We start from the raw sequence: 24,379 nt of genomic DNA, 5'->3' as shown, positions 1-24,379 counted from the left end.
GAAGCGCGGGAGGGTCCGAAAAAGACCTCAATCGGGTGCGTACGGGCCCTGCGGGTGCGTGCAATGCACGCGGTGTGCGGCACTGCCGCGCGCTCGGTGCGGTGCATGGCGAAGCCATTCGCCGTGGTGCGCTGCGCTGCGTTGCGGGTCCTACACCACGCGGCCCGCTTCGATGGTGATGCGCCGCTCGCACTGCGCGGCGATGGCGCGGTCGTGCGTGACCAGCACCAGCGTCGTGCCCTGCTCGCGGTTCAGGTCGAACATCAGCTGCATGATGGTCTCGCCAGTCGCGAAGTCCAGGCTGCCCGTGGGCTCGTCGGCCAGCAGCACGGCGGGGTGCACCACGAAGGCCCGTGCCAGCGCCACACGCTGCTGCTCGCCGCCGGACAGCACCTTGGGGTAGTGGTTCAAACGCTGGCCCAGTCCCACGCGCTGCAGCATGTCGGCCGCGGCCTTGCGCGCATCGCGGCGGTTGGCCAGCTCCAGCGGCAGCATCACGTTTTCGAGCGCCGTGAGGTTGCCCATGAGCTGAAAGCTCTGGAACACGAAGCCGACCTTCTGCGCACGCAGCGCGGCGCGCGCATCCTCGTCCATCGCGAAGAGGTCATGCCCGTCCAGCCGCACCGTACCGCGGGTGGGCGTGTCCAGGCCCGCAATGATCGACAGCAGCGTGCTCTTGCCCGAACCCGATGCCCCCACGATTGCCGCCGTTTCCCTGGGCGCCAGGCGGAAATCGATATCCCGCAGAATGTCGAGCGTGCCGGTGGAATCCGTCACCGACTTGAACACATGCTCGACGGCAATAATCGGCGTGGCAGATGCAGCGGCAGTGGCCGCCGCCACAGGGGATGAGAGGGATTCGGACATGAAAGGTTTTTTACTTTGATCGGATTGACGCACCGGCGCCACTTTATCCTGAGCGCCACTCTCGGCCTCGCGGTGGGGATTTGCGCCCCCGCTGCGCTGGCGCAGTCCTCGGCCAAGACACCCGTGGCCCCGGCCTCCACCAAGCCGCGCACGCAACCCCTGATCCTGGTGCTGGGCGACTCGCTCAGCGCCGAATATGGACTGGCCCGTGGCACCGGCTGGGTGGCCCTGCTGGAAAAACAGCTGGCCCAGGAAAAGCTCGCCGCCACCGTGGTGAACGCGAGCGTGAGCGGCGAGACCACTTCGGGCGGCCGCTCGCGCCTGATGGCGCTGCTGGCGCAGCACCAGCCCACGCACGTGGTGATCGAGCTGGGGGGCAACGACGCCCTGCGCGGGCTGCCGCTCAAGAATACGCAAGAAAATCTGACCGCCATGACGGAGGCTGCGCAAAAGGCTGGCGCCAAGGTCCTGCTGGTGGGCATGCAGGTGCCGCCCAACTATGGCACCGACTACGCCAACAAGTTCGCGGCCCTGTTCACCACGGTGGCGCAGGCCCGCAAGGCGGCGGTGGTGCCTTTCTTCCTGAAAGGTGTGGCGGATGGCCCGGACCCGACCCGCCTGTTCCAGCCCGACCGCATCCACCCGCGCGCCGAAGCGCACCCGCAGATGCTGGCCAACGTGTGGCCGGAGCTGAAGAATCTGCTGCGCTGAGGTCAGGCGCCGGCGCCGCCGGGCTGGCCGGGCGCTGGTGCATCCCCACCGGGCTGGCCGCCCTCGCCGGAGTTCTCCTCGGGCGGGTCTTCCGGCCGGCGCTGGGACTTGGCCCTCAGCTTTTCTTCCTTTTTCTGCTTTTTGGCGAGTTCGCGCTGGCGTTTTTCGTATCCGTAGTTGGGTGTTGCCAAGGTAGTTGCTTCCTGAAGTAATGGCCCACTGTAACAGCATGAACTGGGCGTGGATTCATGCCACCAAGAAGCTGCCCTGCGCCCTTTGGGCCCTTGCAAGTGCCCTGCCACCATTGGATGCCAGGCGTGGCCTGCAAACGGCAGATGGTGCTGGCCTCCAGGGCACCAAAGCCGTAAAAATCTTGCGGGCCGAGCGCAGGGTGGCGCACACAGGCGGGCGCCCCTGCAGGGCCCGCCGCAGCACCTCATGGCAGCGGTACCCCAACGCGATCGCCCCCAAGGCCCGGTGCAATGCCTGACAAGCCAGGCGGCGCTACCGACGCCCGGTAGGCGTGCCAGCTCGCGTGGCCGAGCAGCGGCCCTGCCAGCAGCAGGGGTACGCCCCAGAACCACAACGACAGCCCGACGATGGCCGTGATGAGCGCGCCCCACAGCAGCATGACCGCCGTGTTCTCCAGCACCGCGCGCACGCTGGTGATCCCGGCCGTGAGCGCATCGGTGTCGCGGTCCAGAATCATCGGGATGGAGACGACGGAGGTTGAAAACACCAGCGCCGCGAACACGCCGCCCACCACCGCATAGACCGCCACGAAGCTCCAGTTCTGCGGGTTGAACACGGCATCGAGCACGCCGGTGGTCGATGGCATGCCGGTGTTGAAGAACACCGCAAACACCACGAGCGAGGCGCGGCCCCACAAAAGCTCCAGCACCACGAGCACCAGCACCAGCATGCCCATGCTGCCCATGTGGCTGTCCCAGCACGTCAGCGATTCGCTCAGTTGCGGCCGCTGGCCGGCCTCGTGGCGGCGGCTGGTGTCGTACAGGCCCATCGCCAGGAAGGGGCCGAGCAGCAGGCAGCCGCTGGCGAGGGACATGGTGTATTCAGGGCGGGTGCGGAACACCCAGCCCAGCAGCATCGCCATGCCCCAGAAGCACACGCCATATAACACCGCGATGCCCGGCGCAGCGCGCATGTCGTGCAGGCCGCGCAGCAGCCAGCGAAAAGGGTCTGCCGCATGCAGCCGTTGCAGCGCAATGGGCGCAGCAGTGTCACGCAGCGCCTGCCCCGCAATCGCCTCCGCGCACTGGGCCTGCGATGGCGCAGACGCGTCGGGCACGGGCGTGGGAGATGTGGCAGTCATGCCGCCACACTAAGCCCGCCAGCGCCGGGGCGCCACTGAGGAAACTACCACCCCGCCCCTCGCCGCCGTACATCGCCCTCCGTCACCCTTCCCCGCCCTTCACGCGGCGCAAGGCATCACTGCGTGAACGCGCGCTCCATCGCCTGCTGCAGGTCGTTTTGCAGGTCTTGCACCGCCTCCAGCCCCACCGAGAAGCGCACCAGCGTGCCCTGCCGCAGGTGCTGCGTGCTCTGGCTGCGCATGCTGGGCAGGTCGTAGGGCACCACCAGGCTCATCGGCCCACCCCAGCTGTAGCCGAGCTTGAACCAGCGCAGGCCGTCGCAGAAGGCATCCACCTGCGCCTGGGTGTGGCGCGCGTCGAACAGCACGCTGAACAAACCGGCCGCCGCCCCCTGGCCGCCGTTGGCACTGCCGCACAGGGCCTTCCAGTGCGCGTGGCCGGGCGATCCTTCCAGGGCCGGGTGCAGCACCTGGGCCACCGCGGGCTGCTGCTGCATCCAGCGCGCCAGCTGGCGGGTCGCCTCGTCGTGGGCGCGGTAGCGCAGGCCGATGCTGGGCAGCGCGCGCAGCACGGCCTCGGCATCATTGCCCGCCACCCCAAGGCCCAGGCGCATGTGGGTGAGCTTGAGCTTCATGTGCAGCCCCGCATCGCGGGTGATCACGCTGCCCATGAGCACGTCGCCGCCGCCGCTGGGGTACTTGGTCAGCGCATGGGCCGAGATGTCCACGCCCAGGGTGCCGTCACCCAGAAGATCGAACGGCGCAAACGCCAGGCCCGCGCCCCAGGTGTTGTCCAGCGCAGTCGTCACGCCGCGCGCGCGGCAGATGCGCACCTGCTCGCACAGGTCCGGAAACTCCAGCGTGACCGAGCCCGCGGCCTCCAGCCACACCAGTTTGGTGGCGGGCGTGATGCGCGCAGCCAGGTCGGCCGGGTCGAGCGCGTCGTAGAAGGCATGGGTGATGCCGAAGCGGCGCAGTTCGCCATTGGCGAGGTCTTTGTTGGGGCCGTAGGCGTTGTCAGGGATCAACACCTCGTCGCCGGGCTTGAGCAGCGCCAGGGCGACGTTGGCGATGGCCGCCAGGCCGCTCGGGACCAGCAGGCACTGCAGGCCGCCCTCCAGTGTGCACAAGCGCTCTTCCAGGATGAAGGTCGTAGGGGTGCCGTGCAGGCCATAGGTGTAGCCGCTCTTGTCCTTCCATTCCCGCGACCGCATCGCAGCCACGTTGGGGAAGATAACGGTGGAAGCCTTGAAGACCCCCGGCTGGGGCGAGACGAAGTCGCCGGGAGGAAGATAGTCATGGTGGACGATGCGGGTCGCCAACTGATCGGAATGTGCGTCTTTCATCCGGCCATGGTAGCGCGCCGCGCGGGGCCTCAAACCCCGCGCGGCGCGCAGTCTTTGCCGAGCGCCTCAGGCGCTCGCTCAGGGTCAACCAGCTTAGCTGGCGCTGACCACCAGCTGGTTGTTCACGGCGGTCACGCCGTCTACAGCCTTGGCAATGGTTTCAGCGCGGTCGCGGGCCACGGTCGTGGGCGCGGGGCCGTTCAGGGTGACCTTGCCGTTCACGGTGTCGACATTGATCTTCAATGCGCTCAGATCGGGATCACGGGCCAGGTCAGCGTTGACCTTGGCGGTGATGGTGGCGTCGTCGATGGCGCCCTTGGCATTGGTGGCTGCATCCTTGGCAGAAGCCTCTGCGTTGGCGGCGCTTTGCTCGACCTTGTTTTCGGTGTTCTTCATCGCGGCTTCTGCCTTGATGCGTGCGTCCGTGGCGGCCTGTTCGGTCTTTTCAACGGCGGAATCCAGGCGCTGGCCCACGGTGGGCTCTTCGTTCTTGCCGCAGGCAGACAGGCCCAGGGCCAGAGCGCTCACGGCCAGGATGCTGGCGATACGGTGGGCGGGACGGAGGGTAATCGCGGATGTGTTCATGGTCAGACTCCTTGGGTTGAGGTATGGATCGAACTGTAGGCACGCCCCCGCGCGCACCGGGTCGGACGGTGCCGAAGCCTATGTAGGACGCTCGCGCCTGCTTCCGCAGGCCAAGACTTCCGCCGCCAGGCACGACAATCGGGGCATGTCGCCCACTTCCCTGGCCCGCTGGCTTCCGTTTCTCTCCTGGCCCCGCCCTGACCGCCATCTGATCAAGGGGGAATTCTGGGCCGGCATGACGGTGGGGCTGATGCTGGTGCCGCAGGGAGTCGCCTACGCGGCGCTGGCCGGCATGCCCCTGATCACCGGCATTTACGCGTCGCTCATCCCTGCGCTGGTCGCGGTGTTGTTCAGTTCGTCCACGCGGCTGGGCGTGGGGCCTACGGCGCTGACCAGTTTGCTCATCGGTGCGTCGCTGACCGGCTTGGCCGAACCAGGCAGCGCCCAGTGGGTGGCCATGGCCGCCTGGATGGCGCTGCTGTCCGGCCTGCTGCAACTGATCATGGGTCTCGCACGCTTCGGCTGGCTGCTCAACCTCGTTACCTCGCCGGTGCTCAGCGGGTTCACGCAGGCCGCGGCGTTGCTGATCCTGGGCTCGCAACTGGCGTCGCTCACGGGCCTGCGGGCAGACTGGGGGGCGCTGTTTGCCACGCCGTCGCCGGGGCTGTTCGACCTCACGGCGGCGGCCTTCGGGCTGGGCAGTCTGGCGCTGCTGATACTGGCCCGGCGCTGGCGGCCCAACTTTCCGGCTGCCATCGTCGTGGTGGGTGCCGCGGGGGCGCTGAGCTGGGCGTTGGGCTATGCCGATGCGGGCGGCGCGGTGGTCGGTGCCCTGCCATCCGGCCTGCCTGCGCCGTACTGGCCGGGCATGCTGCCGTGGTCGGGATTCAGCGCGCTGGTGATGCCGGTGCTGGTGGTCACGCTGGTGAGCTTTCTGGAGACGGCCTCCAGCGCCAAGGTCGAAAGCCAGCGCTCGGGCGAGCGCTGGAACGAGAACCAGGACCTCATCGGCCAGGGCCTGGCCAAGATCAGCAGCGGGCTGTGCGGCAGCTTTGCCACCAGCGCGTCGTTCTCACGCTCGGCCATCAACCTGTATGCCGGTGCCAAGAGCGGCTGGGCCACGCTGTTCGCCATTGCGCTGGTGCTGGTGGTGCTGCTGTGGCTAACGCCGGCGCTGTACCACGTGCCCCAGTCGGTGCTGGCCGCGGTGGTGGTAACGGCCGTCATCAGCCTCATCAAGCCCGGCACTTTGCTGCGCCTGTGGCGTGTATCGCGGGTGGAGGCGGTGATCGGTGGCGTGACCTTTGCCCTCACGCTGGCCACGGCGCCCCGCATGTATTGGGGCGTGCTGGTGGGCCTGCTGATGAACCTGAGCCACTTTCTGTACCAGCGGCTGCACCCGCGCATCATCGAGGTGGGCCTGCATCCGGACGGCAGCCTGCGCGACCGCCACCTGTGGCACCTGCCGCCGCTCGCGCCGCAGTTGCTGGCCCTGCGCATGGACGCGGAACTGGATTTTGCTTCTGCCAGCGCGCTGGAGCGGTGGGTGACCGAGCACATGGCCGCCCACCCGGACGTCGCCCACCTGTGCCTGCTGGCCCAGCCCATCAACCGCGTCGATGTGACCGGTGTGGAAACTTTTGCGCAACTGCTGGCGCTGATGCGCGCCCGCGGAGGCACGCTGCACCTGAGCGGGCTCAAACTCCCCGCCGAGAAAGTGCTGCGCCAGGCAGGCCTGCTGGAGCCTGGCTCGGGCTTGGCGATGTACCGCACCGACACCGAAGCACTGATGGCCTTGCAGCAGTTGTGCCGGCCGGCAGGCGGTGCCTGATTCGGGTTTAAACCTATGCCGGCGGCTGGCCCTCTTCTTGCTGGGGCGCTGGTACACTCCGCAAACTCTTTTTGCTCCGATTTGTGTCTGATCCTGCAGCCTCCCATCTTGTAGATCTGCGCGACCTCCGCCTGGATACTGCACACGCGCTGGTAGCACAGGCTGGCGGCAGCGAAGCGGCCTTGCGCCAGGACGTTCCGTCAAGCTATCTGCAAAGCCTCATCGACGGGCTGTGCGAACTCTCCCTGAAAGACCCGCTCACCGGGCTGGCGAATCGCCGGCACTTTCGGGCGGTGCTCGAACGCGAGATCGACCGCGTGACCCGATCCGGCGAAGCCGCGCTGCTGCTCATGCTGGACATCGACCACTTCAAGAAGGTGAACGACACCCACGGCCACCTGGCTGGCGACATCGTGCTGCAGTCGGTGGCCCGCACCCTGGACGCCTGCGTGCGCCCCATGGACACCCTGGCCCGCTACGGCGGCGAAGAATTTGCCGTGGTGCTGCCGGCCTGCCAGGCCGGCTTCGGCAGCGTGGTGGCCGAGCGCATTCGCCGCGCGGTGGCCAACACGCCCATCCGGGTGTCGGGCTCGGTCGAGCTCAACATCACCGTGAGCATCGGCGGCGCGTTTGCGATGCAGTGGATCAGATCCACCACGCTGTTGTGGACCGACCGCGCCGACCAGCAGCTCTACGAAGCCAAGGCCGGGGGCCGCAACCGCATCAGCATCGAGGAGCAACCTGACAGCACCGTCAGTGCCGAAGAGAAAAGCCTGTTGTTCGGCCCGCTCTACACTCCCTCGGGCTGGGGCGACCTGCCCCCACTGGACCCACCAACAGGCAGCGCCTACTGAAAGTTAGAAGATGAGCGACGCGCTGTCCCCCCAACCCCCTTCGCCGGCAGCCCCTGCCGGCCACGCCACGCCCCAGGCCCAGACGCCCGGCGGCGCCCGCATCATCGCCATCACCAGCGGCAAGGGTGGCGTCGGCAAGACCTTCGTATCGGCCAACCTGGCAGCCGCCCTGACCCGCCGCGGCCACCGTGTGCTGGTGCTTGACGCCGACCTCGGGCTGGCCAACCTCGACGTGGTGCTGAACCTGCACCCCAAGATCACCCTGCACGACGTCTTCACAGGCAAAGCCACGCTCGACCAGGCCGTCATCCAGGCGCCCGGCGGCTTCAATGTGCTGCTGGCAGGCTCCGGCATGGTGGAGTATTCGCGCCTCACACCGGAGGTGCGCGGCCAGTTCCTGAGCGTCATCCAGGCGCTGACCCCGCAGTACGACGTGGTGCTGCTGGACACCGGTGCCGGCATTTCCGACGTGGTGCTGTTCTCCATTTCGCTCGCCTCCGAGGTGCTGGTCGTGGCCACGCCCGAGCCCACCTCGCTGACCGACGCCTACGCCGCCATCAAGGTGCTGGCCATGCAGCAAAAGCGCCAGCACGTGCGCATGGTCATCAACCAGGCGGCGCGCGCCGGCGATGGCCGCGCCATTGCCAGCCAGTTGCAGCAGGTGCTGGACCGCTTCGTGACCACCGAGTCCGGCCGCCCGATGCGCCTGATCCACATGGGCGACATTCCGGCCGACCCGTCCGTGCGCGACGCCGTGATGCGCCGCCAGTTGCTGCTGCTGCAAACCCCCGGCTGCCCGGCCGCTTTGGCGATTGCCCAGCTGGCCAACAAGATCGAAGGCGCGCTGCTGACGCCCGTGACCTGACAGCGCCGCGCCGCCCGCACGCGCTCAGCCGCGGTCGCGAGGCGCTGTGGTTATGCGCACTCCCTGCCGTTTGATGGGCGGCGCCCGCCCAGCGATCGCAGCGACCGTACAGTCACACGCCGCACAGCTTATACAGCCCGGCGCATTCAGCGCAGCCGCAATGCCCTATTTGCCGTGAACTCCACCGACACCATCCTCAACATCTCCTGCTACAAGTTCGTGCCCCTGCCCGATGCGGCAGCGTTGCGCGACCTGCTGCACGCCCGCGCCACGGAAGGCGGGCTCAAAGGCACCATCCTGCTCGCAGAAGAAGGCATCAACTTCTTCCTGGCCGGGCGTGCCGATGCGGTGCGCGGCTTTGTCGATGCGCTGCGTACCGACGCGCGCTTTGCTGACGTAGACCCGAAGGAAAGCTGGTCTGCCACCGTGCCGTTTCGCAAGATGCTGGTCAAGGTCAAGCGCGAGATCATCCGCATGGATCACCCCACCATCCAGCCCGCCGCGGGCCGCGCGCCTTCGGTGGACCCCGCCACGCTGCGCCGCTGGCTGGACCAGGGGCACGATGACGCGGGCCGCGAAGTGGTGACCCTGGACACGCGCAACGCCTTCGAGGTGGACCAGGGCACCTTCGACAACGCCATCGACTGGCGCATTGACAAGTTCACCGAGTTCCCCCCGGCCCTGCGGGCGCACAAGGACGACTTGCGGGACAAGACCGTGGTGAGCTTTTGCACCGGCGGCATCCGCTGCGAAAAGGCCGCCATCCTGATGCACGAGGAAGGCCTGCCGCACGTCTACCAGCTCGAAGGCGGCATCCTCAAGTACTTCGAACTGACCGATGGGGCGCACTACCACGGCGGCTGCTTCGTGTTCGATGAGCGGGCGGTGCTGACCAGTGACCTGTCGGCCGATGCGACCACCCATGTGCGCGACATCGCCAGCAAGGCTGCAGGCACCGGTGCCAGTGACGCTGCCGCAGTGTCCACGGCACTGCCACCAGCCACCGGCGCAGCGTGAAGCGCCAACGCCGCAGCGCACGCAGTGGGCAGCGCAACAACACGCGCAAATACTGTTGCTATTGAAAAATGAGCATTCAGCGCCCTACCAGCGCGCGGCAGGGGCTTTTTTGATCTGATTCACGCCGACGAATGCCGGGTGCCTGTAGGCCCCGGCACCCGCCCGCGCCACGCCCTGTCAGGCCTTGAAGCGCCGCTCCGGCAGCGGAATCCACTCCACCTCGCCCGGTACCTGGCCCATGGTCTGGGCTTCCCAGTCGGCCGCCGCCTGCACCATGCGCTCCTTGCGGCTGGAGACGAAGTTCCACCACATGTGGCGCGGGGCCTCCAGCGCGTCGCCGCCAATCACCATGAGGCGTGCGGCAGACTCGCCGGGCACCGACAGGTGCATGGCCTGGCCAGCATCCATCACCGCCAGTAGCTGCGGCCCCACGGCCTCGCCGTTGAGCTGCACCGGGCTGTCCACGGTGTACACCGCCATCTCCTGCGCCAGCGCGGGTATCTCCAGCGTGGCACCGGCCGGGAGCTGCACATCCAGGTACACCGTGGGCGCAAGGGTCGCTACCGGTGATGTCTGACCGAACGCGCTGCCGATCAGCACGCGCACCGTGGCATCGCCCACCCGCACTTCCGGGATGTCTGCCGACGGCGTGTGCACGAACGACGGCTCGGCTTCTTCATGCGCCACGGGCAGCGCGGTCCACAGCTGGATGCCGTGGTTCACATAGGTCTTGTCCACCAGGCTTTCGGGGCGGCGTTCGGAGTGCACGATGCCGCGGCCAGCGGTCATCCAGTTGATGGCCCCGGGCTCGATCTGCTGCACATAGCCCAGGCTGTCGCGGTGCATGATGGCGCCCGAGAACAGGTACGTGACCGTTGCCAGCCCGATGTGCGGGTGCGGGCGCACATCGTGGCTGTCGCCCGGCACCACGGTCACGGGGCCGAAGTGGTCGAAGAACAAAAACGGCCCGACCGCCTGGCGCTGCACGGCCGGCAGCAAGCGGCGCACGGTGAAGCCGCCGCCCAGGTCCTTGGCCTGGCCCTTCAGTTGCAGGATGGCATCGCTCATGGGTGAATCTCCGTGCGGCACGCGGCGGTGCGGGTGGGTGTCCGGTGGCTGGGCACGGCGCTCATGCCATGCGCTCCACCGTGGTGTCGATCTCGGTGGTGACCGTGGTCATGAGCTTGTGCACCGGGCACTTGTGCGCCACAGTTTCCAACTCGGCGATCTGCGCGTCGGTCAGGTCGCCGCTGATCTGCAGGCGTGCCGTGAGGCGGTAGGTGCCGGCGCGCTCGGCAGAAGCGTCGCGCTCGATCACGGTCTTCACGTCTTCCACCGGCAGGCCCTTGCGCCGGGCGTACCACAGCACGGTGAGCGCCTTGCAGGCACCCAGTGCCGCGTCGTACAGGTCGTGCGGGCTGGGGCCGCCATCGGCCCCGCCCTCTTCCACGCTGGCATCCGCCACGAATTCGTGGCTGCGGATGTGAACGGCCTGGGCCATGGGCGCGCCGGGAATGCGCTGCAGTTCGATTGCCATAGGTTCCTTGTGCGCCTTGGTAGTTTTTCAGGTCGCTGGCACTGTAGCGCCATCCGGCGCAGGTTCAGTGCCGTCGCGGTGCTGGCTCAGCGCGCCCAGCGCTGCGCCGCGGCGGCCACGCGCTGGCCGAACTGACGGCCGGTTTCCAGGTCGCCCGGGAACATCTCTGCGGCCGACGCATCGGAGGGCGACTGCGACATCGCGCCGCTGAAGGAGCCCATCCAGTTCACGTCGTCGCGCGTCGCGGCCTTGGAGTTGGCCGGCATCATGCCGTTGCCCACCCACAGGCCGCCGTGCTGCATGGCCAGGTGGTACAGGTAGTCCAGCGTGATCTGCTTGTCGCCGTTCATGCTGGCACTGTTGGTGAAGCCGGCAAACAGCTTGTCCTTCCAGGCCTGGCCGAACCAGGGCTTGGACGACGCGTCGGCAAACTTCTTGAACTGCCAGCTCGGGCCGGCCATGTAGGTGGGCGTGCCGAAGATGATGGCGCTGGCAGCGGCCAGCGTCTCCCAGCCGCCTTCGGGCAGGTTGCCATCGGCATCGATGGCGATGAGCTCGGCGCCTGCGCCGTCCGCCACGGCCTGGGCCAGGCGCTGGGTGTGGCCGTAGCCAGAGTGGTAAACAACTGCGATCTGTGCCATGGAGAAACTCCTCAAAGGGGTTTAAAACGAAAGGAAATGCCAGCCCGTCAGGCCGGCGAAGGGGCCGAGCGAAGCACGATACCGTCGCTCACCCCGCCTCAGCGCTCCCTTCACCGCAGCCGCGCCGACTGCGCGCGGCCAAGGCAAGGGGGTTGCATCGCATCAGCGTTCGCCGCGGCGTGCGTCCAGGCTCCAGCCACCGGCGCCAAAGGCCACCAAAGCCAGCAGGCCACCGCTCACCGCCACGTTCTTGAAGAACATGAGCTGCTGCATCATTTGCTTGTCGGCCGGCAGGCTCCAGTAGGCGTGGAAGAAGAAGCTCGCCACCAGGGTGAACACCGCCAGCGCCAGGGCCGCAAAGCGCGTGCCGAAGCCGAAGATCAGCGCCAGGCTGCCCAGCACCTCGACCGCGGCGGCCACGGCGGCCGCCACCGTCGGCATGGGCAGGCCCACGGACGTGATGTAGCCGACCGTGCCGGCAAAGCCGGTGATCTTGCTGATGCCCGCAGGCAGGAACAGTGCCGCCAGCAGGAAGCGGGACGCCAGGGCGAAGGGGTTTTGCAGGTTGGCGAGCATGGTGGACTCCTCAGGTGGATGGTGTGGATGAAAAGAAAAAGAACGGTGCGAACACCGGGTGGGTGAAGCTTCAGGCGGCCAGGTCAAACACCAGCACCTCGGCGTCGTGGCCATGGGTCAACGACAAGGCGGTTTCGTTTTCCATCAGCGCGGCATCGCCGCCCGACAGGGGTTGTCCGTTGACCTTGAGCGCACCGCGGATCAGGTGCACATAGGTCTTGCGTGCGGGGTTCAGCGCCAGTGTGACGGCCTCTTGCGCGTCGAGCAAGCCCGCGTACACCGCAGCGTCGGCATGGATGCGCACGGAGTCCTGCGCGCCATCGGGCGACGCCACCAGCCGCAGCGCGCCGCGCTTGCCGGACTCTGCAAAGCTCTTTTGGGCGTAGCTCGGCGCAATGCCGCGCACGTTGGGCTCGATCCAGATCTGCAGGAAGTGCGTGCTCTGGCCTTCGGCATGGTTGAACTCGCTGTGCGTCACGCCCGAGCCCGCGCTCATCAACTGCACGTCGCCGGGCGGTATGCCCACGATGTTGCCCATGCTGTCCTTATGGGCCAGCTCGCCCGACAGCACGTAGCTGATGATCTCCATGTCGCGGTGGCCGTGCGTGCCGAAGCCCGTGCCGGCGGCAATGCGGTCTTCGTTGATCACGCGCAGGTTGCCAAAGCCCATGTGCTCGGGGTCGTAGTAGCCCGCGAACGAAAAGCTGTGGAACGACTGGAGCCAGCCATGGTCGGCATGGCCGCGGTCCTGGGATTTGCGAACAGTCAGCATGGTGCGTGCCCCTTTCAAGCCCTCACTGTAGGGCGGCGTGCGCCGTGGCAGGCGCTGCCGGATTGATGGCAATATTCAAAAAAATTGAATTACCATGGGGCAACCATGCAAAACGCACGCGATGTCCTCACCCCCGATGCGCTCGCCATGCTGCAGGTGATCGCCGAGGCCGGCAGCTTTGCCGCGGCGGCGCGGCAGCTGGGGCTGGTGCCCAGCGCCCTCACCTACCGGGTGCGGCAGATCGAGGACGCGCTGGATGTGCTGCTCTTTGACCGCAGCGCACGCCAGGCCAAGCCCACCGAGGCGGGCGTGGAGCTTTTGCGCGAAGGTGCGCGGCTGCTGCAGGACATCGACGCGGTGGCCCACCGCGTGCGCCGCGTGGCCACGGGCTGGGAGCCGCAGCTCACCATCTCGGTCGACGGCATCATCTCGCCCCACACCATGCTGGAGCTGGTGGATGCGTTCTACGCCATGGCCCCGCCCACGCGCCTGAAGCTGCGCGACGGCATCATGACCGGCACGCTGGAGGCACTGACATCGGGCCGCGCGGACCTGGCCATCGGGGTGTCGGTGTCCGGCGCCAGCATCGCGGGCCTGCAGCAGGCACCGTTGGGCGACGTGCTCTTCATCTACGTCGTGGCGCCGCACCACCCGCTGGCCGCTGTGCCCGAACCGATCACCGACGCCACCTTGCTGCAGCACCGCGCCGTGGCCGTGGCCGACTCGGCCACGCGCGGCGGCGCCACCATGGGCCTGCTGGGCGGGCAGGACGTGCTCACCGTGGACACCATGCAGGCCAAGGTGCGCGTGCAACTGCGCGGCCTGGGCGGCGGGTTTCTGCCCGAGCCCATGGTGCGCCCGTACGTGGAGGCCGGCCGCCTGGTCGCCCGCCAGGTGGCGCGCCCCGAACGCAACGTGCGCGTGCACTACGCCTGGGGCGGCCCCGGCTTCACCGCGCCGGGCCGCGCGCTGCAGTGGTGGCTGACCCAGCTGCAAAGCGCCGCCACCCGCCGCGCCCTGCTGGAAAACCACCATCACTTCTGACCCCGATCAGGCGCCAGGCGGGCAGCGCCGCGTGTAGAGTGGTTCCTGTTGGTTTTGTCCTGTTGGTTTTGCATTGCATTTCACCTGTCGACCGTCACCGAAAGGCCTTCCATGAGCAAACCTGATCCCCTCCCCGCCAAACGGCTCCGACGCACCAGCGCCCCCGCTTCCACCCCGCAGGCAGCCCCTGCAGCCCCCACCACCGCATCCGGCAAACCCCAGCGCCATTTCGCCATCATCGGCGCGGGCATGGCGGGCATCGCCTGCGCACGCACCCTGGTGCAGGCCGGCCACCGCGTGACGGTATTCGAGAAATCTTCCCGCGCCGGGGGCCGCACCGCCACCATCGACAGCCCCTTCGGCAACTTCGACGCGGGCGCGCAGTACTTCACCGTGCGCGACCCGCGCTTTGCGCGCGCCATCGACACCGTGCCCGGCGTGTGCAAGCGCTGGAGCGCCAACTCCGTGCAGGTGCTCGACGCCGCAGGCCGCGTGGCCGCCGTCGGGCTGCCGCACCGCGAAGCGCACTGGGTGGCCAGCCCCGGCATGCAGTCGCTGGTGGCCACCTGGGCCGAGCCGCTGCGCCTGGCGGGCCAGCTGATCACCGACACCCGCGTTTCGCGCATCGAGCGCGACGCCGTCAACCCTTCCGGCTGGCAGTTGCGCACCGAAGGCGCCGGTGGTACGCAGCACGTCTATGCCGGTTTCGACGCCGTGCTGCTGGCCCAGCCGGCCGTGCCCGCGCAGGCCCTGCTGGCCAGCTCCGCCATCGACACGCCCCTGTCCGACCCGTTGTCCACCGTCGCCATCGCCCCCTGCTGGACGCTGATGCTGGCCTACCCGCAGGCCGTGCGCCCGGGCCTCACGACGCTCGGCCCGCAGTGGAACGCCGCACGCAGCACCCACCACCGCATCGCCTGGCTGGCCCGCGAATCCTCCAAGCCCGGCCGCAACGTGGTGGAGCGCTGGACCGTGCAGGCCAGCCCCGCCTGGTCGGCCGAACACCTGGAAGACGACGAAGCCCGCGTGCAGGCCAAGCTCCTCAAGGCCTTCTCCGAAGTGACCGGCATCCGCGCGCAGCCTGCGCATGCGGACACGCGCCGCTGGCGCTATGCCCAGACCACCCACCCCCTGGGCAAGACCCATCTGTGGGACGCCGGCATGGGCCTGGGTGCCTGCGGCGACTGGTGCCTGGGGCACCGTGTGGAAGACGCCTTCGTGTCGGGCCTGGAGCTGGCACTCGCGGTGGCATGACGGCTGGCCCGCCCCCGGGGGGGCTGCACATCGGCGGCCATGTCGGCCGCAACATCGGCGGCTATATCGGCCGTTTTGCGCCGTCGCCCACCGGCACGCTGCATGCGGGCTCGCTGGTGGCGGCGCTGGCCAGCTGGCTGGACGCACGGGCGCACGGCGGCCAGTGGCTGGTGCGCATCGAAGATGTGGACACCCCCCGCTGCATCCCCGGCGCCGACACCGTCATCCTGCAGCAGCTGGCGGCCTGCGGCCTGGTGCCCGACGCACCGCCCGTGTGGCAGTCTGCGCGCAGCGATCTCTACCAGAAGGCATTGGACCAGCTGATCGTCCAAGGCGACGCCTACCCCTGCGCCTGTTCCCGCAAGGACATCGAAGACGCCCAGGCGGCCCTGGGCCATGCGCGCGAGCGCCACGCCGCGCTGCCCTACCCCGGCACCTGCCGCCATGGCCTGGGCGGCCGCACAGCGCGTTCGTGGCGATTCAATGTGCACGATTTAGAGCAAAAAAGGGCTCTACCGCTGGATAGAAAAGCGCAAGCAGCTATCAATTCAATAGCAACCAACGTGTTGCACTGGGAAGACCGCCGCCTGGGCCCCCAGCAGCAGAACGTCGCCGACACCGTGGGCGACTTCGTGCTGCGCCGCGCCGACGGCCTGTGGGCCTACCAGCTGGCCGTGGTGGTCGACGATGCCGCGCAGGGCATCACCGACATCGTGCGTGGCGAAGACCTCGCCGACAACACCCCGCGCCAGATACTGCTGCAGCAGGCCCTGGGCGTCCCCACGCCCCGCTACCTGCACACGGCCCTGGTGTGTGGCGAGAACGGCGAAAAGCTGTCCAAGCAAAACGGCGCGCAGGCGCTGGACCTGGACCACCCGCTGCGCGCGCTGGCGCAGGCCGCCGGGGTGCTGAAACTGCCCCCCGTGGCCGATGCAAACACTGGTTGCATTTCAGACGCGTTACAAGCGTGGGTTTCAGCGTGGCGACGAAACTACAATGGCGCACCGTGATTGAACAGAACAACGCCTTAGCCCCCGCCGACGCAGCCGCCGATGCTGCGGTTGCCCCCGCCGCCACCGGAGGCATTCCCGCCGGTGTGACCCACCCCAAGACCATCAAGAGCTTCGTGCGCCGCGCCGGCCGCACGACCACCGGCCAGGCCAAGGCCTTTGAAGATCTCGGCCCGCGCTTCGTGCTGCCCTATACCGCAGCCCCCACCGACGCCACCGCCACCTTCGGCCGCAGCGCCCCCCTGGTGCTGGAGATCGGCTTCGGCATGGGCGAGGCCACGGCCCACATCGCCCGGGTGCGGCCTGGCGACAACTTCCTGTGCTGCGAAGTGCACGAGCCTGGCGTGGGCGCGTTGCTCAAGCGCATCGGCGAGCAGGAGCTGACCAACATCCGCATCCTGCAGCACGACGCGGTCGAAGTCATCGACCACATGCTGCCCGAAGGCAGCCTCGACGGCGTGCACATCTTCTTTCCGGACCCCTGGCACAAGACCAAGCACAACAAGCGGCGCCTGATCCAGCCGCCGCTGGTGGCCAAGCTGGCCGCGCGCCTCAAGCCCGGCGGCTACCTGCATTGCGCCACCGACTGGCAGCCCTATGCCGAGCAGATGCTGCAGGTGCTCAGCGCCGAACCGCTGCTGCAAAACACTGCCGAAGGCTTTGCCCCACAGCCCGACTACCGCCCCCTCACCAAGTTCGAGAACCGCGGATTGCGTCTCGGGCACGGTGTGTGGGATGTTGTGTTCAACAGACGCCATTGACAACGTGTCCTCGCTGGCCCAACGTACATCCCCGATGAAGCCCATTCTCCAGAATCTGGTTGAGATGACCGGCCACCGCGATCACTTGCGGTTGGAAGTGTCGGTGTTGTCCACGTTGCAAAAGCTCAGCAGCATCGTCGAGGTGAGGGCCCTGGAGCTTTTCACCCACGCCGGCGTGCCGCACGTGCGGCCCCGCACCTGGGTCGACAACGGCAACCTGGTGTCCACCGACTCGGAAGCCGCCGCCGACCCCCGGCGCGAGGCACTGGACCAGTACCCCGCCCTGCGCGAATGCGTGGCCAGCCACGGCGACAGCGCATTGGCATCGCCCCGCCGGGGCCGGTACGTGCTGTGGCTGCCGGTGTGGATGCAGGACAAGGTCAGCACATGCCTGGAGATCACCCAGTCCCGCCCGTTCTCGGCCCACAAGCTCGATGTGCTCAAGGGCGTGTTCCAGGTCTACCAGAACTACCAGAGCCTGCTGGACTACAGCGAGCGCGACGCGCTGACCGGCCTGTTCAACCGCAAGACCTTCGACGAGCAGTTCTCCCGCCATGCCAGCGCACTGGCCAGCAGCAACGCAGCGGCCATCAGCGAATCGTTTGCCCCGGAAGACGGCCCGCTGCCCAGCGAACCCGTGCAGCAGTGGCTGGCCGTGGTGGACATCGACCACTTCAAGCAGGTCAACGACCGCTTCGGCCACCTGTACGGCGACGAGGTGCTGATCCTGATCGCCAACATCCTGCGCAGCTCGTTCCGCAGCCACGACCGCATCTTCCGCTTCGGCGGCGAGGAGTTCGTGGTGCTGCTGCGCTCCACCACGCTCAGCACGGCGCACCGCGTGTTCAACCGCTTTCGCATGGCGGTGCAGGAGTACAACTTTCCGCAGGTGGGCACCGTGACGGTGAGCCTGGGGTTCGTGAGCACTTCGCAGGGCTCGCCGGTCGAGATTCTGGGCCAGGCGGACCAGGCGCTCTACTACGCCAAGGAACACGGCCGCAACCAGGTGTGCTTCTACGACGACCTGGTGTCCAGCGGACAGCTCGCGGCCAAGGTGGCCAACGACGACGTCGAGCTGTTTTGACCGCTGGGGCTGGTTGAAGGGATGCAAGCCCGCAACCGGGCTGCACCACCCGCAGCGCCCGGCTCGGTTTGCCACACTCACTCCAGCGACGCGAGGATCGCCTCCACATCCACTGCATCGCGCTGTGCCTCGGGCAGGAACTGCAGCGCATAGTCGCACCACACGCCGCTTTGCAGGAAGAAGCGGAACACCTCCGGATCGATGTGCCGCTCGCGCACCATCTGGGCCATGATCTTGAGCGACTCGGACAGCGTCTTGGGCGGCTTGTAGGGCCTGTCGGCGGCGGTCAGGGCCTCGAAGATGTCGGCCAGCGTCATCACGCGGTCGGCCAGCGTGAGGTCGGCCGATGTCAAACGGCGGGGGTAGCCGGTGCCGTCGAGCTTTTCATGGTGCGACCCGGCAATGCTGGGCACGCGCGCCAGGTGCGGCGGAAACGGCAGGCCGCTGAGCATCACGATGGTCTGCACGATGTGGTCGTTGATCCTGAAACGGTCTTCCGCCGTGAGCGTGCCGCGGCGTATCGACAGGTTGTGCAGCTCGCCGAGGTGCGCCTGCTGCGCGGGCAGCGTCATGTCGAAGCCCCAGCGGTTGGCCGGGTTGCCCGCCTCGACCGGCGGACGCCTGTCACCCCAGGGCACGATGTGCTCCGGCCGGTCGGCCAGCAAGGGCTCGTTCGCCGGCAGGGGCCGCACCGGCACCTTGGCCAGGCGCGCCGCCTCGGCCTTCGACAGGCCCAGCCGGTCGTCGAAATGGCGCTGCCACACCTGCCGCGCAATGGCTGCCAGGCGATGCACATCGGCGTCGTCCATGAACTCGCCACCCACGTTGCACCGGGCGACGAACGCAAACTCCTCCTGCAGCCGGTCGCGCCGCTGCAAGAGCTCGCGCTGCAGTCGCACCGGGTCCACGCCCGCCACCTGCTGCTTCCAGTAATCCAGCTCTGCATCGCGCCACAGCACCTCGAAGCGCATGCGCACCTCGTGGATGCGGTTGTGCAGGGTTTCGAGCTTGGTGGCTTTGTCGATGATGTGCTCGGGGCTCGTGACCTTGCCGCAGTCGTGCAGCCAGGCCCCCAGGCGGAATTCATACCGCTCGGCATCGGTCATCGCCACATGGGCGAACGGCCCCTCCGTGGCATCGCACAGGCGCTGCATCAGCGATTCGGCCAGCTGCGGCACCCGGTCGCAGTGGCCGCCGGTGTAGGGGCTCTTGGCATCGATGGCATCGGCCATCAGGCGGATGACGGCGTCGAACAGCTTCTTTTGCCCCTCGATCAGGCTGCGCGTCTCGATGGCCACCGACAGCGTGCCCGAGAGCTTCTCGACAAACGCCCGAAAATGCACGTCCTCTTCCCGCCCCTCTTCACGCCCCTGCGTCACCCGGTAGCGCAGCACCAGCAGGCCCAGCGGCTGCCCGTCGCGCGTGCGCAGCTGCACCCGCAGCACACGGTGGTGGCTGGCGGTCTCGGCATCGTCGTCCTCGTGCTCATCGCCGGGCTGCGGCTCGCCATGGTTGATGAAGTGGCCCATCGGAAGGTGGTCCGGGTAGCGCGACTGGTGGTCCGGGTCTTCGCAATAGCGGGCCGTGCGCAGCAACCCGGCGCGCTCTAGCTCCACCAGGTACACGGCCCCGGCGGTGCAGCTGGTGGCGCGCACCAGCTCGAACAGCACGCTCGACAGCATCAGGTCCAGCCGCGACTCGGCGCTGATGTGGTGGGTAATGTCCAGAAACTCCTGAATGGTCTCCGACATGCGGTCCATCACCTGGCCCAGCGCCCGCACCTCGCGCACGGGCGACCGGCGCACCGCCGCCCGGCGAAAGTCGAACCTTGCCAGCGCCTGGGCCTGAATGGCCAGGCCCGACAGGCTGCGCCCCACCCTGCGCCCGGCCAGCCATCCCAGCGGCAGCATGAGCGCGATCAAGCCCAGCGACAGCCAGACCTGGCGGCGCAGGTTGTCGTTCACGCCCGAGAGCAATTCCCGGGTCGGGATCGCCATGAGGACCTGCAGGCCCTGCCAGCGGGGCGACGTGAGTGGCAGCACCTTGGCCAGCCACTCCTCGCCGTCGGCCATGAAGCGGTGCGACGGCCCGGCCTTGAGCCCCATCGCCTGGATGGCCTGCAGGCTGGGCACGCCCAGCGCGCTGAGCGTGCCCAGCTCCAGCCGGGGCGAGCCAGCGTCTTCGCTGCGCACCAGCACGCGGGCCATGTCGGGGTAGGCCAGCACGCGCAAATCGGGGTCCACCACGGCGATCTCGGTGCGCGGCATCAGGCGCAGGCTGCCGATCTCGGTGCCCAGGTCGGTCAGGGCCACGTCCAGACCGAGCACCGCGCGCCCATCGTCGGTGGGCTGGCTCAGGGTCACGCCCACCTCCTGGGTGGTGAAGAACACATAGGGGGCCGTGAGCACCTGCGCCTTCTGCAGCGCTGCGTCGGCAAACCAGGGCCGGCTGCGCGGGTCGTACCGGTATTCGGGCCGCACGGCCGAATCGATCAGGCGCAGCTTTGCGTCGTAGTAGCTCCAGCGGCCCACGGTGCTGGAACCGCCGCGCTCCCGCGCCATCGACTGCAGCAGGTACGTCGCCTCGGCAGGGGCCTCCAGCCGTGCGCGCAGGGCCGCATTGCGGATGGGGCGCAGCAGCAGAAACTGCCCGTCGGGGTAGCCGACGAACACGGCCGACAAGAGCTTGTTCTGCTCCAGTAAGCTGGCCAGCACCGGCAGGCGCTGCAGGCGTGCGGGCAAACTGGCGGCCGCAGCGATGGGGTCGAAAGCCAGCAGGCGGATGGTGGCGTCCGCAGGGTCCACGATGCGGTGCACCCGCTCGCTGATCAACTGGCTGATGTGCTGCGCGTTCTCGTCGGACGCATCGATCATCGCCTGCCGCGCGCTGGTGCCCACCTGGTAGACCAGCAGCGCCGTGAGCAGCAGCATGGCCAGCACTACGACCGAGGCGATGAGCACCTCGAAAGGGACGGTGATGCGGCGCCACCAGGGCAAGGCGTCCGCCGCCGTGGCGGCGCGGGCCAGGCGCGCACCGGTGCCCGGCGACAGCGGCTGGGACGGGCGCGAGGAGTCCATCCGCCGCAATGTAGGGCGAAAGGCTGTAAGGCGTCACTTTCTTTTTGGCATGGCGGAGCGCCATGGCATGCGGCGAGATATCCCTCGTCGCCGTCAAACCCACGCAGCGACAGCGACCGCAGAAGTGGCAACCACGGTGAAGCGCGGCAGGGTGCCGTCGAGCGCGATCAAATTCGTCCGAACCCGCTCGTCGTCAGTAGGACGCGGCGCGATGCGGTCGGGCCCTGGCGAGCATCGGCCAGGCGCAAAAAAAGGGGCAGCGCCCCTTTTTCCGTGATGTGCTCGGCCATCGCCTCAGCCCATCGTTACCGACGTCGCGACTTCTTTCGTTGCGCCTGCGCCTGGAGCAGTCCCTCTGGACCGCCTGAACCACCTTCGCCAGACGTCAGCCCGGCAACATGGTGGTCCAGAGCCAGTCGATCAGCCCAGCTGCTGCGTCACCCAGCCCGTCACAGATGCCAGCGCTGCGGGCAGCTTGGACGCATCCGTGCCGCCCGCCATGGCCATGTCAGGCTTGCCGCCGCCCTTGCCGCCCACTTGCTGGGCCACGAAGTTGACCAGTTCGCCGGCCTTGAGCTTGCCGATGCTGTCGGACGTCACGCCCGCGGCGATCTGCACCTTGTCGCCGTCCACGGCCGCCAGCACGATGGCGGCGGTCTTGAGCTTGTCCTTGAGCTTGTCCATGGTGTCGCGCAGGGTCTTGGCATCCGCGCCCGGCAGCGCAGCGGCCAGGACCTTCAGGCCCTTGATCTCCACCGCCTGGTTCACCAACTCGTCGCCCTGGCTGGAGGCCAGCTTGCCCTTCAAGGCCGCCACTTCCTTCTCCAGCGCACGCACGTTGTCGAGCGCCTGGCCGATGCGGCCATTGAGCTCGGTCGCCGATGTCTTGAGCGTGCCGGCCGCCTGGTTGACGGTGCTTTCAAGCTGCTGCAGGTAGGCCAGCGCATTGGTGCCGGTCACGGCCTCGATGCGGCGCACGCCCGCGGCCACGCCGCCTTCGGCCACGACCTTGAACAGGCCGATGTCGCCCGTGCGCTGCACGTGGGTGCCGCCGCACAGCTCGCGGCTGGAGCCGATGTCCAGCACGCGCACGGTCTCGCCGTACTTCTCGCCGAACAGCATCATCGCGCCGGTCTTCTGGGCCGATTCGATGTCCATCACACGGGCCTGCGTGAGGTGGTTGGCCAGGATTTCCTCGTTCACCAGGCGCTCGATCTCGCGCACCTGCGCATCCGTCACCGGGGCGTTGTGTGCAAAGTCGAAGCGGGTGCGCTCGGCGTTCACCAGGCTGCCCTTTTGCTGCACGTGGCTGCCCAGCACTTCGCGCAGGGCCTTGTGCATCAGGTGGGTGGCCGAGTGGTTGCGCACCGTGGCGGCGCGCAGGGCCGTGTTCACCTCGGCCTGCACCGTGTCGCCCACGTTCAGCGTGCCTTCTTCCAGGGTGCCGTGGTGGCCGTACACGTCGGCCTTCACCTTGAGCGTGTCGCCCACCGCAAAACGTGCCGAGCCGCTGGTGATGGTGCCTTCGTCGCCCACCTGCCCGCCGCTTTCGGCGTAGAAGGGCGTGGTGTCGAGCACCACCACGCCGGTCTGGCCGGTCTTGAGGGCCGCGGTGCTGGTGCCGTCCACGTAGATGGCGACAATTTTTGCGGCTTCGGCCAGCTTGTCGTAGCCGGTGAACTGGTTGATGTCACCGGTGTACTCCAACGCCTTGTCCATCTTGAACTTGCCGGCAGCGCGGGCCTGGGCCTTTTGCTTTTCCATGGCGGCCTTGAAGCCGGCCTCGTCCACTTCGACGTCACGTTCACGGCACACGTCGTTGGTCAGGTCCAGCGGAAAGCCATAGGTGTCGTGCAGCTTGAAGGCCACATCGCCGGGCAGCACCTTGGCGCCACCGGCCAGGGTCGAGTCCAGGATTTCCATGCCGTTGGCCAGCGTCTCGAAGAAGCGCTCTTCCTCGGCCTTGAGCACCTCGGTGATGCGCTGCTCCTGCTCGCGCAGTTTGGGGTAGGCATCGCCCATCAGGCGCACCAGGTCGGCCACCAGCTTGTGGAAGAACGGCGTCTTCTTGCCCAGCTTGTAGCCGTGGCGGATGGCGCGGCGCACGATGCGGCGCTGCACGTAGCCGCGGCCTTCGTTGCTCGGGATAACGCCGTCGCTCACCAAAAAGGCGGTGGCGCGGATGTGGTCCGCGATCACGCGCAGGCTCTTGTTGTTCAGGTCGGCCACGCCGGTCTCGCGGCCCGCGGCCTTGATCAGCGCGTCGAACAGGTCGATCTCGTAGTTGCTGTGCACGTGCTGCAGGATGGCGGCCAGGCGCTCCAGGCCCATGCCCGTGTCCACGCAGGGCGCGGGCAGCGGCGTGACCGAGCCGTCTTCGGCCATGTCGAACTGCATGAACACGTTGTTCCAGATCTCGATGAAGCGGTCGCCGTCTTCGTCGGGGCTGCCGGGAGGGCCGCCGGGGATGTGCGGGCCGTGGTCGTAGAAGATTTCCGAGCAGGGGCCGCAGGGGCCGGTGTCGGCCATCATCCAGAAGTTGTCGGACTTGTAGCGGCCGCCCTTGTTGTCGCCGATGCGGATCACGCGCTCGGGCGGCAGGCCGATTTCCTTGGTCCAGATGTCATAGGCCTCGTCGTCTTCCTGGTAGACGGTGGCCAGCAGGCGCTCCTTGGGCAGCTTGTAGACCTCGGTCAGCAGCTCCCACGCCCACTTGAGCGACTCGCGCTTGAAGTAGTCGCCGAACGACCAGTTGCCCAGCATCTCGAAGAAGGTGTGGTGGCGGGCGGTATAGCCCACGTTCTCCAGGTCGTTGTGCTTGCCGCCGGCCCGCAGGCAGGCCTGTACGGACACTGCCCGGTTGTACGGGCGCTTGTCGGTGCCCAGGAACACGTCCTTGAACTGCACCATGCCCGAGTTGGTGAACATCAGCGTGGGATCGTTGCCGGGCACCAGGGGGCTCGACGCCACGATGGTGTGGCCCTTGGAGGCAAAGAAGTCCAGGAAGGACTTGCGGATGTCTGCGACGGAAAAAGTGGGATTGCTCATGGTGTGTAGGAGTGGTTTCACACAGCAGGCCGCCCTGCAGGCCAATGCCTGCGGGCCGCCCATCGGGACCAACCTTTCATTATAGGTTTGCTCTCGCTGGGTGCCGTGGCTGGGCAGCGACAGGCGGGCGCTGCGTACGGCCATGGTCCAACCACCCTTTAAACGC

General features: G+C 67.8%; 22 protein-coding genes. 10 read left to right on the top strand and 12 right to left on the bottom strand.

Annotated features, from left to right (window positions below):
- Nucleotides 1-150 precede the first annotated feature (150 nt).
- Nucleotides 151-867 carry an ABC transporter ATP-binding protein gene (locus tag ACSQ3D_RS08575; RefSeq protein ID WP_436126568.1) on the bottom strand — a complete coding sequence of 239 codons (717 nt, stop codon included), beginning with the start codon at nucleotides 865-867 and terminating at the stop codon, nucleotides 151-153.
- A 15-nt stretch (nucleotides 868-882) separates the two neighbouring features.
- Between ACSQ3D_RS08575 and ACSQ3D_RS08570 the strand changes: the two genes are divergently transcribed.
- On the top strand, nucleotides 883-1,578 hold the full coding sequence (locus ACSQ3D_RS08570) for an arylesterase (protein WP_436126567.1): 696 nt from the start codon (nucleotides 883-885) through the stop codon (nucleotides 1,576-1,578).
- Between the two features lie 2 nt (nucleotides 1,579-1,580).
- On the opposite strand, the gene ACSQ3D_RS08565 is transcribed toward ACSQ3D_RS08570, so the two are convergent.
- The 4 genes from ACSQ3D_RS08565 to ACSQ3D_RS08550 form a co-directional block, all read right to left on the bottom strand.
- Nucleotides 1,581-1,769 (bottom strand): hypothetical protein, encoded by a 189-nt coding sequence (locus tag ACSQ3D_RS08565; protein WP_056421439.1) that lies wholly within the window; start codon nucleotides 1,767-1,769, stop codon nucleotides 1,581-1,583.
- A 245-nt stretch (nucleotides 1,770-2,014) separates the two neighbouring features.
- Entirely contained in the window at nucleotides 2,015-2,911 is an 897-nt protein-coding gene (locus ACSQ3D_RS08560; protein ID WP_436126566.1) for a DUF2189 domain-containing protein, read from the bottom strand.
- Between the two features lie 116 nt (nucleotides 2,912-3,027).
- A complete protein-coding gene (locus tag ACSQ3D_RS08555; RefSeq protein ID WP_436126565.1) occupies nucleotides 3,028-4,257 on the bottom strand; it encodes a PLP-dependent transferase in 1,230 nt (409 codons plus the stop codon).
- 93 nt (nucleotides 4,258-4,350) lie between these two features.
- Nucleotides 4,351-4,842 carry a BON domain-containing protein gene (locus tag ACSQ3D_RS08550; protein WP_056168741.1) on the bottom strand — a complete coding sequence of 164 codons (492 nt, stop codon included), beginning with the start codon at nucleotides 4,840-4,842 and terminating at the stop codon, nucleotides 4,351-4,353.
- A gap of 145 nt (nucleotides 4,843-4,987) precedes the next feature.
- On the opposite strand from ACSQ3D_RS08550, the gene ACSQ3D_RS08545 reads away from it, so the two are divergent.
- From ACSQ3D_RS08545 to ACSQ3D_RS08530, 4 genes are all read left to right on the top strand, one after another.
- On the top strand, nucleotides 4,988-6,673 hold the full coding sequence (locus ACSQ3D_RS08545; protein ID WP_436126564.1) for a SulP family inorganic anion transporter: 1,686 nt from the start codon (nucleotides 4,988-4,990) through the stop codon (nucleotides 6,671-6,673).
- Between the two features lie 83 nt (nucleotides 6,674-6,756).
- A complete protein-coding gene (locus tag ACSQ3D_RS08540; protein WP_056168736.1) occupies nucleotides 6,757-7,527 on the top strand; it encodes a GGDEF domain-containing protein in 771 nt (256 codons plus the stop codon).
- 10 nt (nucleotides 7,528-7,537) lie between these two features.
- Complete coding sequence (locus tag ACSQ3D_RS08535; protein WP_056168733.1) at nucleotides 7,538-8,392, top strand: MinD/ParA family protein; 855 nt, start codon at nucleotides 7,538-7,540, stop codon at nucleotides 8,390-8,392.
- 174 nt (nucleotides 8,393-8,566) lie between these two features.
- A complete protein-coding gene (locus ACSQ3D_RS08530; RefSeq protein WP_436126563.1) occupies nucleotides 8,567-9,409 on the top strand; it encodes a sulfurtransferase in 843 nt (280 codons plus the stop codon).
- 177 nt (nucleotides 9,410-9,586) lie between these two features.
- On the opposite strand, the gene ACSQ3D_RS08525 is transcribed toward ACSQ3D_RS08530, so the two are convergent.
- From ACSQ3D_RS08525 to ACSQ3D_RS08505, 5 genes are all read right to left on the bottom strand, one after another.
- On the bottom strand, nucleotides 9,587-10,477 hold the full coding sequence (locus ACSQ3D_RS08525) for a pirin family protein (protein WP_436126562.1): 891 nt from the start codon (nucleotides 10,475-10,477) through the stop codon (nucleotides 9,587-9,589).
- A 61-nt stretch (nucleotides 10,478-10,538) separates the two neighbouring features.
- Nucleotides 10,539-10,946 carry an OsmC family protein gene (locus ACSQ3D_RS08520; RefSeq protein ID WP_056421446.1) on the bottom strand — a complete coding sequence of 136 codons (408 nt, stop codon included), beginning with the start codon at nucleotides 10,944-10,946 and terminating at the stop codon, nucleotides 10,539-10,541.
- An 86-nt stretch (nucleotides 10,947-11,032) separates the two neighbouring features.
- Nucleotides 11,033-11,587, bottom strand: a complete 555-nt coding sequence (locus tag ACSQ3D_RS08515; protein WP_056421447.1) for a flavodoxin family protein — start codon at nucleotides 11,585-11,587, stop codon at nucleotides 11,033-11,035.
- A 162-nt stretch (nucleotides 11,588-11,749) separates the two neighbouring features.
- Nucleotides 11,750-12,163 carry a DoxX family protein gene (locus ACSQ3D_RS08510; RefSeq protein WP_056421448.1) on the bottom strand — a complete coding sequence of 138 codons (414 nt, stop codon included), beginning with the start codon at nucleotides 12,161-12,163 and terminating at the stop codon, nucleotides 11,750-11,752.
- 70 nt (nucleotides 12,164-12,233) lie between these two features.
- Nucleotides 12,234-12,935: a pirin family protein gene (locus ACSQ3D_RS08505; protein ID WP_056421449.1), complete on the bottom strand. Its 702-nt coding sequence runs from the start codon at nucleotides 12,933-12,935 to the stop codon at nucleotides 12,234-12,236.
- Nucleotides 12,936-13,040: 105 nt separating this feature from the next.
- Between ACSQ3D_RS08505 and ACSQ3D_RS08500 the strand changes: the two genes are divergently transcribed.
- From ACSQ3D_RS08500 to ACSQ3D_RS08480, 5 genes are all read left to right on the top strand, one after another.
- The gene (locus tag ACSQ3D_RS08500; protein WP_056421450.1) at nucleotides 13,041-13,979 is read left to right on the top strand and encodes a LysR family transcriptional regulator; all 939 of its coding nucleotides are present in this window, start codon (nucleotides 13,041-13,043) and stop codon (nucleotides 13,977-13,979) included.
- A gap of 111 nt (nucleotides 13,980-14,090) precedes the next feature.
- Nucleotides 14,091-15,233: an NAD(P)/FAD-dependent oxidoreductase gene (locus tag ACSQ3D_RS08495; protein WP_396505395.1), complete on the top strand. Its 1,143-nt coding sequence runs from the start codon at nucleotides 14,091-14,093 to the stop codon at nucleotides 15,231-15,233.
- Complete coding sequence (gene gluQRS, locus ACSQ3D_RS08490) at nucleotides 15,230-16,243, top strand: tRNA glutamyl-Q(34) synthetase GluQRS (protein ID WP_436126561.1); 1,014 nt, start codon at nucleotides 15,230-15,232, stop codon at nucleotides 16,241-16,243. Before ACSQ3D_RS08495 ends, gluQRS begins: the two co-directional genes overlap by 4 nt.
- Complete coding sequence (gene trmB, locus ACSQ3D_RS08485) at nucleotides 16,240-17,004, top strand: tRNA (guanosine(46)-N7)-methyltransferase TrmB (protein WP_436126560.1); 765 nt, start codon at nucleotides 16,240-16,242, stop codon at nucleotides 17,002-17,004. The genes gluQRS and trmB overlap by 4 nt, the downstream gene beginning before the upstream one ends.
- 34 nt (nucleotides 17,005-17,038) lie before the next feature.
- The gene (locus ACSQ3D_RS08480; protein ID WP_056421453.1) at nucleotides 17,039-18,088 is read left to right on the top strand and encodes a GGDEF domain-containing protein; all 1,050 of its coding nucleotides are present in this window, start codon (nucleotides 17,039-17,041) and stop codon (nucleotides 18,086-18,088) included.
- 77 nt (nucleotides 18,089-18,165) lie between these two features.
- Here ACSQ3D_RS08480 and ACSQ3D_RS08475 read toward each other — a convergent pair whose 3' ends face one another.
- Together ACSQ3D_RS08475 and alaS are read right to left on the bottom strand one after the other, a co-directional pair.
- Nucleotides 18,166-21,165, bottom strand: coding sequence for an HD domain-containing phosphohydrolase (locus ACSQ3D_RS08475; RefSeq protein ID WP_436126559.1), 3,000 nt, complete (start codon nucleotides 21,163-21,165; stop codon nucleotides 18,166-18,168).
- Nucleotides 21,166-21,585: 420 nt separating this feature from the next.
- Nucleotides 21,586-24,213: an alanine--tRNA ligase gene (alaS, locus tag ACSQ3D_RS08470; RefSeq protein ID WP_436126558.1), complete on the bottom strand. Its 2,628-nt coding sequence runs from the start codon at nucleotides 24,211-24,213 to the stop codon at nucleotides 21,586-21,588.
- Nucleotides 24,214-24,379: the final 166 nt, after the last annotated feature.

This window comes from Acidovorax sp. LjRoot117 (assembly GCF_964252695.1).
Lineage (GTDB): Bacteria > Pseudomonadota > Gammaproteobacteria > Burkholderiales > Burkholderiaceae_C > Acidovorax.
This window is presented reverse-complemented; position numbering and strand designations above follow the sequence as displayed.

Bases quoted from the DNA above. Each gene is read 5' to 3' on its own strand.
- ACSQ3D_RS08575 (WP_436126568.1), bottom strand. From the start codon at position 867: ATGTCCGAATCCCTCTCATCCCCTGTGGCGGCGGCCACTGCCGCTGCA.
- ACSQ3D_RS08560 (WP_436126566.1), bottom strand. From the start codon at position 2,911: ATGACTGCCACATCTCCCACGCCCGTGCCCGACGCGTCTGCGCCATCG.
- ACSQ3D_RS08555 (WP_436126565.1), bottom strand. From the start codon at position 4,257: ATGAAAGACGCACATTCCGATCAGTTGGCGACCCGCATCGTCCACCAT.
- ACSQ3D_RS08550 (WP_056168741.1), bottom strand. From the start codon at position 4,842: ATGAACACATCCGCGATTACCCTCCGTCCCGCCCACCGTATCGCCAGC.
- ACSQ3D_RS08545 (WP_436126564.1), top strand. From the start codon at position 4,988: ATGTCGCCCACTTCCCTGGCCCGCTGGCTTCCGTTTCTCTCCTGGCCC.
- ACSQ3D_RS08535 (WP_056168733.1), top strand. From the start codon at position 7,538: ATGAGCGACGCGCTGTCCCCCCAACCCCCTTCGCCGGCAGCCCCTGCC.
- ACSQ3D_RS08525 (WP_436126562.1), bottom strand. From the start codon at position 10,477: ATGAGCGATGCCATCCTGCAACTGAAGGGCCAGGCCAAGGACCTGGGC.
- ACSQ3D_RS08520 (WP_056421446.1), bottom strand. From the start codon at position 10,946: ATGGCAATCGAACTGCAGCGCATTCCCGGCGCGCCCATGGCCCAGGCC.
- ACSQ3D_RS08515 (WP_056421447.1), bottom strand. From the start codon at position 11,587: ATGGCACAGATCGCAGTTGTTTACCACTCTGGCTACGGCCACACCCAG.
- ACSQ3D_RS08510 (WP_056421448.1), bottom strand. From the start codon at position 12,163: ATGCTCGCCAACCTGCAAAACCCCTTCGCCCTGGCGTCCCGCTTCCTG.
- ACSQ3D_RS08505 (WP_056421449.1), bottom strand. From the start codon at position 12,935: ATGCTGACTGTTCGCAAATCCCAGGACCGCGGCCATGCCGACCATGGC.
- ACSQ3D_RS08500 (WP_056421450.1), top strand. From the start codon at position 13,041: ATGCAAAACGCACGCGATGTCCTCACCCCCGATGCGCTCGCCATGCTG.
- ACSQ3D_RS08495 (WP_396505395.1), top strand. From the start codon at position 14,091: ATGAGCAAACCTGATCCCCTCCCCGCCAAACGGCTCCGACGCACCAGC.
- gluQRS (WP_436126561.1), top strand. From the start codon at position 15,230: ATGACGGCTGGCCCGCCCCCGGGGGGGCTGCACATCGGCGGCCATGTC.
- ACSQ3D_RS08480 (WP_056421453.1), top strand. From the start codon at position 17,039: ATGAAGCCCATTCTCCAGAATCTGGTTGAGATGACCGGCCACCGCGAT.
- ACSQ3D_RS08475 (WP_436126559.1), bottom strand. From the start codon at position 21,165: ATGGACTCCTCGCGCCCGTCCCAGCCGCTGTCGCCGGGCACCGGTGCG.
- alaS (WP_436126558.1), bottom strand. From the start codon at position 24,213: ATGAGCAATCCCACTTTTTCCGTCGCAGACATCCGCAAGTCCTTCCTG.